Below are 13,911 nucleotides of genomic sequence, written 5' to 3'. Positions count from 1 at the left end.
CAATCAGGTAAAACGATGATCGAAAACGCGTTGTATGTGGGCTCCGTGGGCAAGGCATTCCGCGTGCTGGACTGCTTCAAGGGCGCGGCAGGCGACCTGAGCCTCACGGAAATCATGGAGCGCAGCGGCCTGGACAAGAGCGCCGCCCAGCGCTACGCCTACACCCTCAGCGCCGAGGGCTACCTGCAGCAAAACAGCCAGACCCGCCGCTACCGGCTGGGCCCGGGCGTGCTGGACCTGACCTTCCACTTCCTGCGCACCCATGCGCTGGCCGAGGCGCTCAACCCCCTGCTGCTGCAGCTGTCCAAGGACACGGAGCAGAAGATCAGCCTGTCGCTGCGCGACGGCGACTGGCTGGTGCATGTGCTGCGCCACCAGACCAGCACCGAGCACTACCACGCCTCGCTCGTGGGCCGGCGCGTGCCCCTGCAATGCACGGCAGGCGGGCGCGCCGTGATGGCACGGCTGGACGAGGCGCAGGTGGAGCAGCTGCTGGCCCCCGGCCGCCTGCTGGCCAGCACGCCCCGGACGCTGACCACCGCCAAGGCCGTCCAGGCGGAACTGAAGAAGGTGCGCGAGCGCGGCTACGCCATGGTGGTCGATGAATTCATCATGGGCGAGGTAGCGCTGGCCGCCGCCGTGGTCGATGCCGACGGCGTGCCGCTGGGCGCCCTGCACCTGAGCGGCTCGTCAAGCCAGTGGAGCGGCGCCGACTACGCGAAGAAGTTCTCGCCTCTGCTGCTCAACGCCATCGCCCAGTACGAGCGGCGCAACGCGTAGCGCCTGCCGTCCAGCGCGGATCCCGCTATACTGCGCCCCTTCTTTCTTGAACGAGCTGCTGCAGGAAAGACGTTTTCCGGGCCTTTGCCGCCCGGGTGTCTTTCATCGTCCGTACACCCATCGGACGCGGCGAGCGCCAACCAGGCCTCGCGGATCTGCAGCCATGAGCACTCCTCAACGACTCCAGCGTGCCTTTGCACGCACGGGCATCTCTCTCGACTATCGCGACGGCATCTACCACGTGCGCGATGGCCAGGCCGAGGCCCACATTCTTCTTCCCGACAGCCTTCCCCTGGAGGACAAGGCCGTGCGCCAGCTGCTGGCCTTTGCGGCCGTGCGCCGGCATGACGGCCAGGGCAGCCACGGCGCCGTCTGCCGTGCCTGCGCCACGCCCGACTTCCATCCGGGCACGGTGGCGCCCGTGGGCAGCGTGGTGGCCACGCCATCGGACTTCGTCATTCCGGCCGCCATCGGCACGGACATCAACTGCAGCGTGCGCCTGCTGACCACGGGCGCCCGGCTGGACCATCTGGCGCCGCACAAGGGCCGGCTGGTGGAACTGCTGACCGCCAGCCTGCTGGGCAGCGGGCGCGACGTGCCCGTGACCACGGCCGCCTTCCGCGCGCTGTTCGACCACGGGCCGGCCGCCTTTGTGGACCGGCTGAGCGGCCAGGGCCTGTGGGGCCATGTCGACAGGGACCGCCTGCACCGCGAGCTGGCCGCCTGCATCGGCCTGGACAGCTTCGCTGGCAGCGCCCGCCACGCGCCCCATGCCTATCTGCAGGAGCGCCATGCCGTGTTCCGCGACCCGTGCCTGGGCACGGTGGGATCGGGCAACCATTTCGTGGAACTGCAGGTGGTCGACGAGGTGCTGGACCGCCACGCGGCCTACCGGGCCGGACTGCGCGCAGGCGACGTGGTGGTGATGATCCACAGCGGCTCGCGCGACCTGGGCTTTTACGTGGGCCAGGCCTGGATGGACCGCGCCCGGGCCGAGTGGCCGCAAGGCGTGAAGCACCCGGCCAGCGGCCTGTACGGCCTGTCGGGTCCGCTGGCCGGCGAGTACCTGCAGGCCATGGGCGTGGCGGCGCGCTATGCCTGGGCCAACCGCGTGGTGCTGGCCGAGCTGGTGCGCAAGGACCTGGAGCAGATCGTGGGCGCAGCGGATTCGCGCCTGGTGGTCGATGTGCCGCACAACGTGGTCCTGCAGCAAGGCGGCATGAACATCCACCGCAAGGGCGCCACGCCGGCCAACGAGGGCGACTTCGCGCTGATCCCGGGGTCCATGGGCGATGCCTCCTACCTGGTCACGGGCCTGGGCGCGGCCGACTGGCTCTGGTCCTGCAGCCATGGCGCGGGGCGGCGCATGCGCCGCCAGGCCGTGCGCGCGCTGCGGCCCGAAGCCCGCGCAGGCCATGCGGCCGAACAGGGCTGGCAATGCGTGACGCTGCGCGAGGAGCGCCGCATCGAGGAGGCCCCGGAGGCTTACAAGCCCATCGGCCCGGTCATCGAGTCGCAGGAGGTCGCCGGCCTGATCCACGCCGCCGTGAAGCTCAGGCCCTGGATCACCTTCAAGGCCTGAGCACCGGCAGGCGCCTCACTGCAGCCGCAAGCCCTCCGCCGCACGGTCCTGGGCCAGCTTGCGGTACAGCGTCTGGCGGCTGATGCCCAGCATGCGCGCGGCCTGGGTGACATTGCCCCGGCAGTTCTCCAGCGCCTGCCGCACGGCCGAGCGCGAGAGTTCATCCAGGCTTTGCGGCGCAGCGTCGAGCCGGGGGCCGCTGCGGGCGGTCTGCGCCAGCTCGGCCTGGAAGTCGTCTGGCAGATGCTGCCACTGCAGGCAGTCCTCATGGGGGTCGAGCATGGCGCAGGCCGTTCTCAGCACGCTGGCGCACTGGCGCAGATTGCCGGGCCAGCCATGGCCGGCCAGCTGCGCCAGCAGGGCAGGCGCCATGCGCAGCGGGCGCGCGGGTTCGATGTCGGCCAGCATGCGCGCGGCCAGCGCCTCGAAGTCGCCGCGCTCGCGCAGCGGAGGCAGCTCCACGGCCAGGCCGTTGATGCGGTAGTACAGGTCGGCACGAAAACGCCCCTGGTCGGCATCCTCGCGCAGCCTGCGGTTGGAGGCGCTGACCAGCGCGAAATCGACCGCAACGGGCGTGCCACCGCCCAGCGGCACCACCTGCCGCTCCTGCAGCACGCGCAGCAGCCGGGTCTGCAGCGACAGCGGCATGTCGCCGATCTCGTCCAGGAACAGGGTGCCGCCGTGCGCCTGGCGCAGCAGGCCCGCCTGTCCTTCGCGCCGCCCGCCCGTGAAGGCGCCCTGGCGGTAGCCGAACAGCTCGGCCTCGATCAGCGACTCGGGCATGGCCGCGCAGTTGATGGCCACGAAGGGGCCGTCGCGGCGCGGCCCGCTGTCGTGGGCCGCGCGGGCAAACCATTCCTTGCCCACGCCGGACTCGCCCTGGATGAGCAGCGCAATCGGCTTGCCCAGCACGCGCCGGGCCTTGTCGGCCGCCGTGCGCCAGCGCGCATCGCCCGTGTCCAGCCGCGCCAGCGCATCGCGCGCCGGCTGCTGCGGCGCCTGTTGCTGTTGCTGTTGTTCTGCAACCCGCTCCACGACCGAGGACCGGACCGTGCGCCGGTCCGGCACCAGCTGGCCGAACAGCGCCGTGCCGTCATGGCGCCGCAGCGGCTGGGCCGCATCGGGCTGGCGGTGCTGGCGTGACAGCAGCTCCTCCAGGCCCGCGTCCAGCACCTGCTCCAGCGACACGCTGCCCAGCTGCGCCCGCGACAGGCGCAGCAGGGCCAGCGCGGCGCGGTTGGCGCCCACCAGCCATCCGTCCGCGGAGATCAGCGCAATGCCTTCGGCCACCGTGCCAATGCCTTCGGGCCGCGCGTGCAGGTGCAGGCGGATGTGGCGCTGGCCGTCGCAGGCCATGAGGCGGTTTTCGATCATGCGGGCCGCCGTGCCGACCAGTCCCAGCGTGTGCGGGCTGCCCCGGCCATGTTCGCTGGAGATGTCCAGGATGCCCAGCAGCTGGCCCGTGCCCGACAGGATGGGCGCGGCCGCGCAGGTGAGAAAGCCGTTGCGCTCCAGGAAATGCTCGCCGCCCTGGATTTCGATGGAGTCCATCTCGGCCAGTGCCGTGCCGATGGCATTGGTGCCGCGCTGCGCCTCATGCCAGGACGCACCGCTGGCCAGGGCCACGCGCTCGGCCTTGCCCAGAAAGAAGGGGTCGCCGCAGGTATCCACCAGGGTGCCGCAGGGGCCGGCCAGCACCACCACGCTCTGGCTGCCGCGCACCTGCTCGGACAGGTACTCCATGACGGGCCGTGAATGCGCCAGCAGCGCATGGTGGCGGCTGCGCAGCACGCCCAGCGCGTGCTGCTCCAGGTTGTCGGCGGCGCCCAGCCGTCCTGTGGGACGCAGTCCCTGCTCGATGCAGCGCTGCCACGAGCGCGCCAGGCGCTCGTCCACCAGGCCGCTGGGGCACAGGCCTGACTCCATCAGGCTGTGACGGGCCTGGCGCAAAGCCACAAGGGAGGCTCTCGATTGCATGCTGTCTCCTGCTCGGGCGTCATTGCGCCGCGTTGCAGACCAGTATGCGGGGCCGGCGGGCACCGGGCAAGCCAAGTGGCAGGCCAGGCGCCCGACTGTTCCATTTCTGGACAGTTGTCCTGTTGCGCAACGTCACGGCACAGGGCGAACGCGCACGGGAATACCCGCAGCAGCCACGTCCCGCGTGCCTTTGCGGGCACCTGCCCTGCGGCCTGCAGGCTGGCACGGCTTTTGAATCATGTCTGCCGTCCGGCCATGGCTGGATATGCCGATCCACACCCGATCACAACAGACCCATAAGCATCCTCAGGAGACAAGCAGCATGACCGTCTACGCAGCACCCGGCGCCGCTGGCGCCAAGATCGCCTACAAGGCCCGCTACGACAACTTCATCGGCGGCAGGTTCGTACCTCCGGTCAAGGAGCAGTACTTCGACGTGGTCACCCCCATCAGCGGCAAGGTCTACACCCGCGCCGCGCGCTCCACGGCCGAAGACATCGAACTGGCGCTGGACGCCGCCCATGCCGCCAGCGACGCCTGGGGCCGCACCAGCGCGGCCGAGCGTGCGAATGTCCTGCTGAAGATCGCCGACCGCATCGAGGCCAACCTGGAGCTGCTCGCCTATGCCGAGACCGTGGACAACGGCAAGGCCATCCGCGAGACGCTGAATGCCGACATCCCGCTGACCGTGGACCATTTCCGCTATTTCGCGGGCTGCGTGCGCGCCCAGGAAGGCGCGCTCAGCCATATCGACGAGACCACGGTGGCCTATCACATCCAGGAGCCGCTGGGCGTGGTGGGCCAGATCATTCCCTGGAACTTCCCCATCCTCATGGCGGCCTGGAAGCTGGCGCCCGCGCTGGGTGCGGGCAATTGCGTGGTGCTCAAGCCGGCCGAGTCCACGCCCATCAGCATCCTGATCCTGGCCGAGCTCATTGCCGACCTGCTGCCGCCCGGCGTGCTCAACATCGTCAACGGTTTCGGCCGCGAGGCCGGCATGCCGCTGGCCACCAGCAAGCGCATCGCCAAGATCGCCTTCACGGGCTCCACCTCCACGGGCCGCGTGATCGCCCAGGCCGCGGCCAACAACCTGATCCCGGCCACGCTGGAGCTGGGCGGCAAGTCGCCCAACATCTTCTTCGCCGACGTGATGGACAAGGACGATGCCTTCCTCGACAAGGCCGTCGAAGGGCTGGTGCTGTTCGCCTTCAACCAGGGCGAGGTCTGCACCTGCCCCAGCCGCGCGCTGATCCACGAAAGCATCTACGACCGCTTCATGGAGCGCGTGCTCCAGCGCGTGGCCGCCATCCGGCATGCCAACCCGCTGGACACCGACAGCATGATGGGCGCGCAGGCGTCCAAGGAGCAGCTCACCAAGATCCTGTCGTACCTGGACCTGGGCAAGCAGGAGGGCGCCGAGGTGCTGGCCGGCGGTGGCCAGGCCCATCTGGGCGGCGACCTGGAAGGCGGCTACTACGTGCAGCCCACGCTGTTCAAGGGCCACAACAAGATGCGCATCTTCCAGGAGGAAATCTTCGGTCCCGTGCTGGCCGTGACCACCTTCAAGGACGAGGCCGAGGCCCTGGCCATCGCCAACGACACGCTCTACGGCCTGGGCGCGGGCGTGTGGAGCCGCAACGGCAACGTGGCCTACCGCATGGGCCGCGCCATCAAGGCCGGGCGCGTGTGGACCAACTGCTACCACGCCTACCCGGCGCACGCGGCCTTCGGCGGCTACAAGGAATCGGGCATCGGCCGCGAGACCCACAAGATGATGCTGGACCACTACCAGCAGACCAAGAACCTGCTGGTCAGCTACAGCGAGAACAAGCTGGGCTTCTTCTGAAGTTCTTCCCAGGTGAATGCGGCCGGCGGCGCACAGCGCGGCCGGCCGCCCAGGAAAGGACCAACCCATGGTTGACAAAGTGATTGCCACCGAGGCCGCGCTGGCGCTGATCGCCGACCTGCAGGCCCAGCACGGGCCGGTGTTCTTCCACCAGTCCGGGGGCTGCTGCGACAACAGCGCCGCCAACTGCTACCTGCCCGGCGAGCTGACGATAGGAGCCCAGGACGTGCTGCTGGGCCAGGTGGGCGGCGCGCCCTTCTACATCGGCAAGTCGCAGTACGAATACTGGAAGCACACCCAGCTCATCCTCGACGTGATCGAGGGCCAGGGCGGCACCTTCTCGCTGGAGGGCAGCACGGGCAAGGCCTTCCACACACGCTCCAGGCTGTTCACGGACGAGGAATACGCCGAGATCCTGGCCAGTGAGGGCAACGGCCCCTGACAGGGGCTGCGCGGCGGGCTACTTTCCGGTCAGCCGCTTGACCGCGGCCTCGGTCTGGCGCACATGCTCGTCCGGGTCCGAGCCGATGTGCACGAAGCGGACCTTGCCGTCCTGGCCGATCACGTAGGAGATGCGGTCGGCGCGCTGGGGATCGGCGGCGGCCGAGGCGTCGTAGGCGCGGATGGTCTGCGCCTGCGGGTCCGATGCCACGGCGAACTGGTCGCGGCAGGCCTCGGTGGAAAAGCGCTTGAGCGTATCGATGTCGTCATGCGACATGCCCACCACCGTGGCGCCCATGGCCGCGAAACGCGGCGTGGCCTCGGCAAAGGCGTGGGCTTCCATGGTGCAGCCCTGCGTGAAGGCCTTGGGAAAGAAATACAGCACCACCGGCCCCTTCCTGAGCGTGGCGGCCATGTCGAAATCAAAGGCCTTGCCCGCCACGGCAGCCGGCGTGGTGAAACGCGGCGCGTTGTCGCCCACCTTGAGCGCGGCCTGGGCCAGCGGCGACAGCAGCAGCGCCGCCAGCAGGGGAGCGGCGGCACGCGCGCAGCGGCGGCCCAGGGATGCGCGTGGGTGGATGGAATCGCCGCAGCGGATATCGGACATGCATGGCCTCCTGAGCCTGGAACGGGATGCCCCATTGTGGCCAATCGGCCAAAGCCCTGGGCGCGTGTGCCGTGCATCAGCGCCCTGCTTCGCCGGGCCTGATCCTGAACCAGATCGAGTACATGGCGGGCAGGAAGACCAGCGTCAGCACCGTGCCGGCGAGCGTGCCGCCGATCAGCGTATAGGCCAGCGTTCCCCAGAACACCGATTGGGTCAGCGGGATGAAGGCCAGGATCGCCGCCAGCGCGGTCAGGATCACGGGCCGGGCGCGCTGGACAGTGGCCTCCACCACCGCCTGGAACGGCGCAAGCCCCTCCCGCTCGTTGTGCTGGATCTGCCCGATCAGGATCAGCGTGTTGCGCATCAGGATGCCCGACAGCGCGATCAGCCCCACCAGTGCATTGATGCCGAAGGGCTGCTGAAAGACGATCAGCGTCGGCACCACGCCGATCAATCCCAGGGGGCTGGTCAGGAACACCATGACCATGGCCGATATCGACCGCACCTGCAAGATGATGATGATCAGCGTGATGGCGATCATGATCGGGAACAGGGGCAGCATGGCCGTCATGGCCTTGCCGGATTCCTCGATGGAGCCGGCCTCGTCGATGCGGTAGCCCGCAGGCAACGCCTTCCTGATGGGCTCCAGCTGCCGGGTGATGGCCGCCGAGACATCGGGCGGCTGCAGGCTGTCATCGATGTCTCCGCGGACCGTGATGGTGGGCATGCGGTCGCGGCGGCGCATGACGGGCTCCTCCATCTGCACGGTGACCTCACCCAGCTGCGACAGCGGTATGCGCTGGCCAGTGGCGTTGGTGAGCGTGAAGTCGCCGACCCTGGCCACATCGTGGCGGGTGCCGCCCGCAGAACGCGCCATCACCTGCACGGTGCGGATGTCCTCGCGCACGGTGGTCACGGGCACGCCGCTGAGCAGGAACTGTAGCTGCTGCGCGACTGCCGCGGAGGTCAGGCCCATGGCCTGCAGCCGGTCCTGGTCCAGGGTGAAGCGCATGACGGGGGTGCGCACGCCCCAGTCGGAGTTCACGGTCCGCATCATCGGGCTGTCGTGCAGCACCTGGTGCACCTGGCCGGCAATGTCGCGCAGCCGCTGCGGGTCGGGGCCGGAGACGCGATACGCCACGGGGAACGGGGAGTACGGCCCGAACACGATCTGCGATGCGCGCACCTGCGCCTGCGGAGCCAGTCCCTGGGCGATGGCCTCGCGCAGCCGCAGCTTGAGCGCGTCGCGCTGCGCCTGGTTGGCGGTGCGCACGACGATCTTGGCGAACGACGGGTCGGGCAGCTCAGGCGAGATGGCCAGAAAAAAGCGCGGTGCGCCCTGGCCGATATAGGCGGTCACGATCTCCGATTCGGGCTGCTGCAGCAGCCAGGCTTCCACCTTGCGGGTGGTCTCGCTCGTCTGGCCGATGGAGGTGCCGTAGGGCATCTGCACCTCGACCATCACCTCGGGCCGGTCGGAGATGGGGAAGAACTGCTTCTTCACGATGGACATGCCCAGCACGGAAGCCACCATGAGCCCGCCCACGACTGCAGCCACCATGCCCTTGCGGGCGATCACCTTGCCCAGCACGCGCCGCAGGCGCTCGTAGCGGGGCGTGCCATACATCGCCGCATGTCCGCCTTCGACCTTCTTGAGAGGGGGCAGCATCTTCACGCCCAGATAGGGCGTGAACACCACGGCCACCACCCAGGACGCGATGAGCGCGATGCCGACGATCCAGAACATGTTGCTGGTGTACTCGCCTGCAGCGGAGCGGGCGAACCCGTTGGGCATGAAGCCCACCGCCGTCACCAGCGTTCCGGACAGCATGGGCGCCGCGGTATGACTCCAGGCGTAGGCAGACGCGGCCACGCGGTCGTAGCCCTCTTCCATCTTCACCACCATCATCTCGATGGCGATGATGGCGTCGTCCACCAGCAGGCCCAGCGCAAGGATCAGCGAGCCAAGCGTGATGCGGTCGAAATTCTTTCCCGTGGCGGCCATGATGATGAACACGGCCGCCAGCGTCAGCGGCACGGCCGCAGCCACCACCACGCCAACGCGCCAGCCCATGCTGGCGAAGCACACCACCAGCACGACCAGCAGCGCGGCCAGGAACTTGAGCATGAACTCATCGACGGCGGCGCTGATGTTCACGGCCTGGTCCGTCACCTTGGTCAGGCCCATGCCCAGCGGCATGTCTGCGTTGATGGCGCCCACCTCCCTGTCCAGCGCCTTGCCCAGGTCCAGCCCGTTCCAGCCGTCGCGCATGACGACGCCCAGCAGCAAGGCCGGCTCCGCACCGTTGCGGATGATGAAGGTCGAGGGATCTTCGTAGCCGCGCTGGACGGTGGCGATGTCGGACAGCTTGACCGTGCGGCCCTGGGCCACGATGGGCGTGTCGCGGATCTTCTGCAGCGCGTCGAACGCCCCGTCGATGCGGATGAACACCTGGGGTCCCTGGGTCTCCACCGACCCGGCAGGGGTGAGGGCGTTCTGGTTGTTCAACGCAGCGAAGACGTCCTGCGGGCTGATGCCCAGCGTGGCCAGGCGCTCGTGCGAGAACTCCACGTAGATCCGCTCGGATTGCTCGCCGACGATGTTGACCTTCTTGACGCCCGGCACATGCAAAAGACGCTGGCGCAAGGCTTCGGCATCGCGCACCAGCGCCCGGGGCTCCTCGCCGCGCGCCTTGAGGGCGTAGATCGCAAAGGTCACGTCGGCGTACTCGTCGTTCACCATCGGGCCGATCACGCCCGCCGGCAGGTTGCGGGCCTCGTCACCGAGCTTCTTGCGGGCCTGGTAGAACTCCTCCTGCACCTCGCCGGGGGGCGTGGAGTCGAGCAGGGTCAGCGTGGTGAAGGCCAGCCCCGGCCTGACGAAGGTTTCGGTGCGGTCATACCAGCGCAGCTCCTGCAGGCGCTTTTCCAGCTTCTCTGCCACCTGGTCCTGCATTTCCTGCGGGGTGGCGCCAGGCCAGGCCGTGATGATGGTCATGACCTTGACGGTGAAGGCCGGATCTTCCGCCCGGCCCAGCTTCAGGAAGGCAAAGACACCCGTCAGCGAAATCAGCAGGATCAGGAACAGCGTGATGGAGCGCTCACGGACGGCAAGCGCCGATAGGTTGAAACGGCCTTCACTCACGGGACGCTCCCGTGGACACGGAGGACGCCGTGGACGTTGTTGCCATTGAAGGCGCCGGCGCCTCGCTTTCCAGTCGCACCTGCGCGCCCTCGCTCAGCAAATGCGCGCCGAGCGCGACGATCCGCTCCCCCAGGCCGAGCGCACCCACCACCTGGGCATTGCCGTCCTGCACCTGAACCACGGTGACGGGCTGGCGCCTGACCTGATCGCCCTGCACCACCCAGACAGCGGCGCCCTTGCCCTCGTCGAGGATGGCGCCGATGGGGACCTGCAGGGTTGCCTTGCCCGCTGTCGATGTCGATGTCGATGTCGATGTCCCGCCCATCCTGAGCGTGACCGTGCTGCCCAGCGGGGCGCTGGCCGCCGCGCCGGCGTCCAGCACATAGCGGGCCTCAAAGGTGCGGGTGGCCCGGTCCGCCACATCGGACAGCTGGCGCAGTCTGGCGGGGATGACCACATCCTCCCTGCCGAACAGGCGGGCCTGGGCCGCCGAGCCCAGCGCCGGGCGCAGTGTTTCGGGCAACTGGACGACTGCTTCGCGCCTGCCGGCATGGGCGAGGCGCACGACCACCTGGCCGGCACTGACGACCTGGCCAGGCTCGGCAAGTGTTTCCATCACGATGCCATCGGCATCGGCCAGCAGTTCGGCGTAGCGGCTGGCGTTCAGCGCTGCGGCGGCCTGCGCTTCGGCCGCCCTGAGCTGGGCGCGGGCGGAATCCGCGGCTGCCTTGATCTGTTCATGGGCCAAGGCCGAAACGGCACCCGTTCCCTGCAGGTCACGGTAGCGCTGCTCCTCGTCGCTGGCCTGCTGCGCACGTGCCCTGGCGGCTGCGACGGCCTCCTGCTGGGCATTGGCGGCCAGCTTCAGGTCCACCGGGTCGAGGCGCAGCAATGCCTGGCCCCGCCTGACCGTCTGGCCTGTATCCACCAGGCGCTCCAGCACCTTGCCGGCCACGCGAAATCCAAGATCGCTCTGCACCCTGGCCGCGATGGTGCCGGTGAAGACGCGCTCGGAAGCATTGCCTGGCGCTACCAGGGTGGTGCGAACGAGGGGTGGCTGGGTGCGCGGATCTGGCGGCGTGCTTTTGCCGCAGGCAGCGAGTGCAAGTGACAGTGCGCCGACAGCGGCGATGGACAGATGGCGGTGCCGAAGCATGAGGGGTCCCGATCAATGAGCAGGACCCGATTCTGTGATTGGTGACCATTTATGTCAACGGTCACAACTGAGGATTTTAAGGCGACAGGCTTCTCAGCACCAATCCGGCCAGTTGTGCGGGCGCCTCGTCCGCATGGTCGAGGCTGTGCTGCAGCATCACCGGGTTCAGGTAGGGAAGCATGACCAGGAAGATGGCGCGCCCGGTTTCATCCAGCGGCGTCTTGCGCTCGAAGTCGCCCCGCTGGCGCCCGGCATCGAGTATCTGCAGCAGCAGCTGATGCATGCGTTCCTCATAGGCCTGCGCTGCCTGCCAGCGCTCGGCCGACGCCGAAATGGCGATCTCGTACAGCTTGCGGTCTTCGGAGAAAAGCCGCAGCGTGACAGCGACGATCGCCTTGAACAGGCGCCGCAGCTGCTCGGGAGGCGCATCCGTGCTGGCGACGGCCTGGCGGATCTCCGCCTCCATCTCCATCAGGCAGTTGGAACAGATCATCTCGCCGATGACCTGCTTGGACTCGAAGAACTTGTAGATGTAGGCCTTGGAAAAGCCGATGGCCTTGGCAAGGTCGGACACCGTGGTTTTCTCGTAGCCATAGCGGCTGAAATGCTCTTTCGCCGCAGTCACGATCTGTTGCCGGACATCGTGTTCGACCGGGCCGCGCGCAGAGGTCGGATAGACGTTGGTGGTGCTCATGCGGCCTAGCTTACTCCATCAAAAAAATACTATGCAAGTGACCATTTTGGAATATAGTCACAGCGTCACCACGCTTCTGACTGTTGAACATGCCGCGTCTTGCCGCCCCCGTCTTTCTGATGCTCGCCAGCCTCTGTGCAGGGTGTGCGGTAGGCCCCGACTACCAGCCGCCCGCCACGGCCCTGCCCCAGGCCTACATGGGCAGCCGCGTTCTGGGTGAGACCAAGCCGCCCTCGCCGGCCTCCTCCACGGACCTTGCAGCCTGGTGGGCAGCCTTTGGCGATCCGCAGATGGCGCGCCTCGTCACGGCGGCACTGCAGCAAAACCTGGATGTTGCCCAGGCCGCTGGCCGCGTGCTTCAGGCACGCGCCGGGCTGGATGCGGCGGCAGCCGCCCTGCTGCCGTCGGCCCAGATCTCGGCGCAAACGGCCAGGAGCTATCAGTCGGTCGAGACTCCGCTGGGCCGGGTGCTCGACTCCATGCCGGGGTTCGATCGCTACGGCAGCGCCCAGGAGGCCAACCTCGGAGCCAGCTGGGAGCTTGATCTCTTCGGCGGCCTGCGCAGGGCCAGGCAGGCCTCCCTGGCCGAGTACCAGGCATCGGAAGCTGGCGCCACTGCCGTGCGGCTCGCGGTGGCCGCCCAGACTGCGGACACCTATATCCAGATTCGCGGCCTGCAGGCGCGGCTGGCAGTGGCACGCTCGCAAGTGCAAACCCAGCAGCAACTGCGCTCCATCGTCGAACTGCGGTTTGGCAAAGGACTGGCATCAGAGCTTCAATTGCGCCAGGTCGAGGGGGCACTCGCACGGGCGCAAGCAACCGTGCCGCCGCTGGAGAACGCGCTCGAGGCCGCGCTCAACGCCATGGACGTGATGCTGGCCACGGCACCCGGCACGCACCGGGCAGAGCTGGCCGAATCCCGCCCGGTCCCCGTGCTGCCAACCCTTTCCCTGGCGGAGGCGCCCGGCGATCTGCTTCGGCGACGCCCGGACCTCATCGCGGCGGAGCGGCGCCTGGCAGCGTCGAACGCACGCATCGGCGTGGCGATTGCCGAGTACTACCCGAAGCTGTCGATCAGCGGCCTGATCGGCAGCGCCACCTCCATCTCCGCAGGCAATCTCTTCAGCGCCGGCGCGTCGCAGGCAAGCGTTGTGGGCGGCCTGCGCTGGCGGCTGTTCGACTTCGGTCGCATCAACGCCCAGATCCACCAGGCGCAGGCACAGGAGGCGGAAAGCCTTGCCGCCTACCGGCAGTCGGTACTGCGCGCCACGGAAGAGGTGGAGAACGCCCTGGTCTCGCTGGACAAGCGGCAGGAGCTGATGGCCGTGCTCGCCAGGGGCGCGGATGCGCTCACGCGGGCCCGGCAGGCCGCAGGCGCCGCCTACGACAAGGGCGTGGTCAGCCTGATCGAGGTACTGCAGGCGGATGAAAGCCTGCTGGGCGTGCTGGATGCACAGGCGCAGGCCCGGATGGAGTCGGCGCGATCGACGGTCGCGATCTTCAAGGCGCTGGGCGGCGGCTGGACGCCGGAGCCTTCCAGGGCATTGGCAGCCGCCAGCCACGGTCTTCCCGCCAGCGTTGCCCGCTGAACCTGCCACTTCCCGAAAGGAGCCCCCTTTCCACACACAGCAAAGAAACCGAACACCCCTGCGGGACATGCGGCCCAGGCAACCTGCCGAAGCA

Annotated in this window: 10 protein-coding genes; 5 read left to right on the top strand and 5 right to left on the bottom strand. The window is 68.3% G+C overall.

The annotated features are described in order from the left end of the window. The first annotated feature begins 15 nt into the window (after nt 1-15). Both ACUTR7_RS24070 and ACUTR7_RS24065 read left to right on the top strand, forming a co-directional pair. Entirely contained in the window at nt 16-780 is a 765-nt protein-coding gene (locus ACUTR7_RS24070) for an IclR family transcriptional regulator (protein ID WP_043822117.1), read from the top strand. Between the two features lie 163 nt (nt 781-943). Next, nucleotides 944-2,362, top strand: a complete 1,419-nt coding sequence (locus ACUTR7_RS24065) for an RtcB family protein (protein WP_445609984.1) — start codon at nt 944-946, stop codon at nt 2,360-2,362. Between the two features lie 15 nt (nt 2,363-2,377). On the opposite strand, the gene ACUTR7_RS24060 is transcribed toward ACUTR7_RS24065, so the two are convergent. Beyond that, nucleotides 2,378-4,339 carry a sigma-54-dependent Fis family transcriptional regulator gene (locus tag ACUTR7_RS24060; RefSeq protein WP_445609983.1) on the bottom strand — a complete coding sequence of 654 codons (1,962 nt, stop codon included), beginning with the start codon at nt 4,337-4,339 and terminating at the stop codon, nt 2,378-2,380. Nucleotides 4,340-4,661: 322 nt separating this feature from the next. Here ACUTR7_RS24060 and exaC point away from each other — a divergent pair, with 322 nt between their 5' ends. Then, nucleotides 4,662-6,185: an acetaldehyde dehydrogenase ExaC gene (exaC, locus tag ACUTR7_RS24055; protein ID WP_012207447.1), complete on the top strand. Its 1,524-nt coding sequence runs from the start codon at nt 4,662-4,664 to the stop codon at nt 6,183-6,185. A 67-nt stretch (nt 6,186-6,252) separates the two neighbouring features. After that, the gene (locus ACUTR7_RS24050; RefSeq protein ID WP_071956811.1) at nt 6,253-6,627 is read left to right on the top strand and encodes a DUF779 domain-containing protein; all 375 of its coding nucleotides are present in this window, start codon (nt 6,253-6,255) and stop codon (nt 6,625-6,627) included. An 18-nt stretch (nt 6,628-6,645) separates the two neighbouring features. Here the strand turns inward: ACUTR7_RS24050 and ACUTR7_RS24045 are convergent, their stop codons facing one another. The 4 genes from ACUTR7_RS24045 to ACUTR7_RS24030 all read right to left on the bottom strand — a co-directional run bounded on the left by ACUTR7_RS24045 (nt 6,646) and on the right by ACUTR7_RS24030 (nt 12,228). Further along, complete coding sequence (locus ACUTR7_RS24045; protein WP_445609982.1) at nt 6,646-7,233, bottom strand: peroxiredoxin; 588 nt, start codon at nt 7,231-7,233, stop codon at nt 6,646-6,648. Nucleotides 7,234-7,309: 76 nt separating this feature from the next. After that, nucleotides 7,310-10,378 carry an efflux RND transporter permease subunit gene (locus ACUTR7_RS24040; protein WP_445609981.1) on the bottom strand — a complete coding sequence of 1,023 codons (3,069 nt, stop codon included), beginning with the start codon at nt 10,376-10,378 and terminating at the stop codon, nt 7,310-7,312. Next, complete coding sequence (locus ACUTR7_RS24035) at nt 10,371-11,534, bottom strand: efflux RND transporter periplasmic adaptor subunit (RefSeq protein ID WP_445609980.1); 1,164 nt, start codon at nt 11,532-11,534, stop codon at nt 10,371-10,373. Before ACUTR7_RS24035 ends, ACUTR7_RS24040 begins: the two co-directional genes overlap by 8 nt. A 76-nt stretch (nt 11,535-11,610) precedes the next feature. Continuing rightward, entirely contained in the window at nt 11,611-12,228 is a 618-nt protein-coding gene (locus tag ACUTR7_RS24030) for a TetR/AcrR family transcriptional regulator (RefSeq protein ID WP_012207452.1), read from the bottom strand. 89 nt (nt 12,229-12,317) lie between these two features. Here ACUTR7_RS24030 and ACUTR7_RS24025 point away from each other — a divergent pair, with 89 nt between their 5' ends. After that, on the top strand, nt 12,318-13,817 hold the full coding sequence (locus ACUTR7_RS24025) for an efflux transporter outer membrane subunit (protein WP_445609979.1): 1,500 nt from the start codon (nt 12,318-12,320) through the stop codon (nt 13,815-13,817). The last annotated feature ends 94 nt before the right edge of the window (nt 13,818-13,911 follow it).

It is taken from the genome of Delftia sp. NA_296.1 (assembly GCF_052692095.1).
The sequence above is the reverse complement of the archived record's forward strand: the minus strand, read 5'-3'. Positions and strand labels throughout refer to the sequence as shown.

What these genes read in the sequence shown, in the direction of transcription:
- ACUTR7_RS24070 (WP_043822117.1), top strand. Translation starts at nt 16, where the DNA reads ATGATCGAAAACGCGTTGTATGTGGGCTCCGTGGGCAAGGCATTCCGC.
- ACUTR7_RS24065 (WP_445609984.1), top strand. Translation starts at nt 944, where the DNA reads ATGAGCACTCCTCAACGACTCCAGCGTGCCTTTGCACGCACGGGCATC.
- ACUTR7_RS24060 (WP_445609983.1), bottom strand. Translation starts at nt 4,339, where the DNA reads ATGCAATCGAGAGCCTCCCTTGTGGCTTTGCGCCAGGCCCGTCACAGC.
- exaC (WP_012207447.1), top strand. Translation starts at nt 4,662, where the DNA reads ATGACCGTCTACGCAGCACCCGGCGCCGCTGGCGCCAAGATCGCCTAC.
- ACUTR7_RS24050 (WP_071956811.1), top strand. Translation starts at nt 6,253, where the DNA reads ATGGTTGACAAAGTGATTGCCACCGAGGCCGCGCTGGCGCTGATCGCC.
- ACUTR7_RS24045 (WP_445609982.1), bottom strand. Translation starts at nt 7,233, where the DNA reads ATGTCCGATATCCGCTGCGGCGATTCCATCCACCCACGCGCATCCCTG.
- ACUTR7_RS24035 (WP_445609980.1), bottom strand. Translation starts at nt 11,534, where the DNA reads ATGCTTCGGCACCGCCATCTGTCCATCGCCGCTGTCGGCGCACTGTCA.
- ACUTR7_RS24030 (WP_012207452.1), bottom strand. Translation starts at nt 12,228, where the DNA reads ATGAGCACCACCAACGTCTATCCGACCTCTGCGCGCGGCCCGGTCGAA.
- ACUTR7_RS24025 (WP_445609979.1), top strand. Translation starts at nt 12,318, where the DNA reads ATGCCGCGTCTTGCCGCCCCCGTCTTTCTGATGCTCGCCAGCCTCTGT.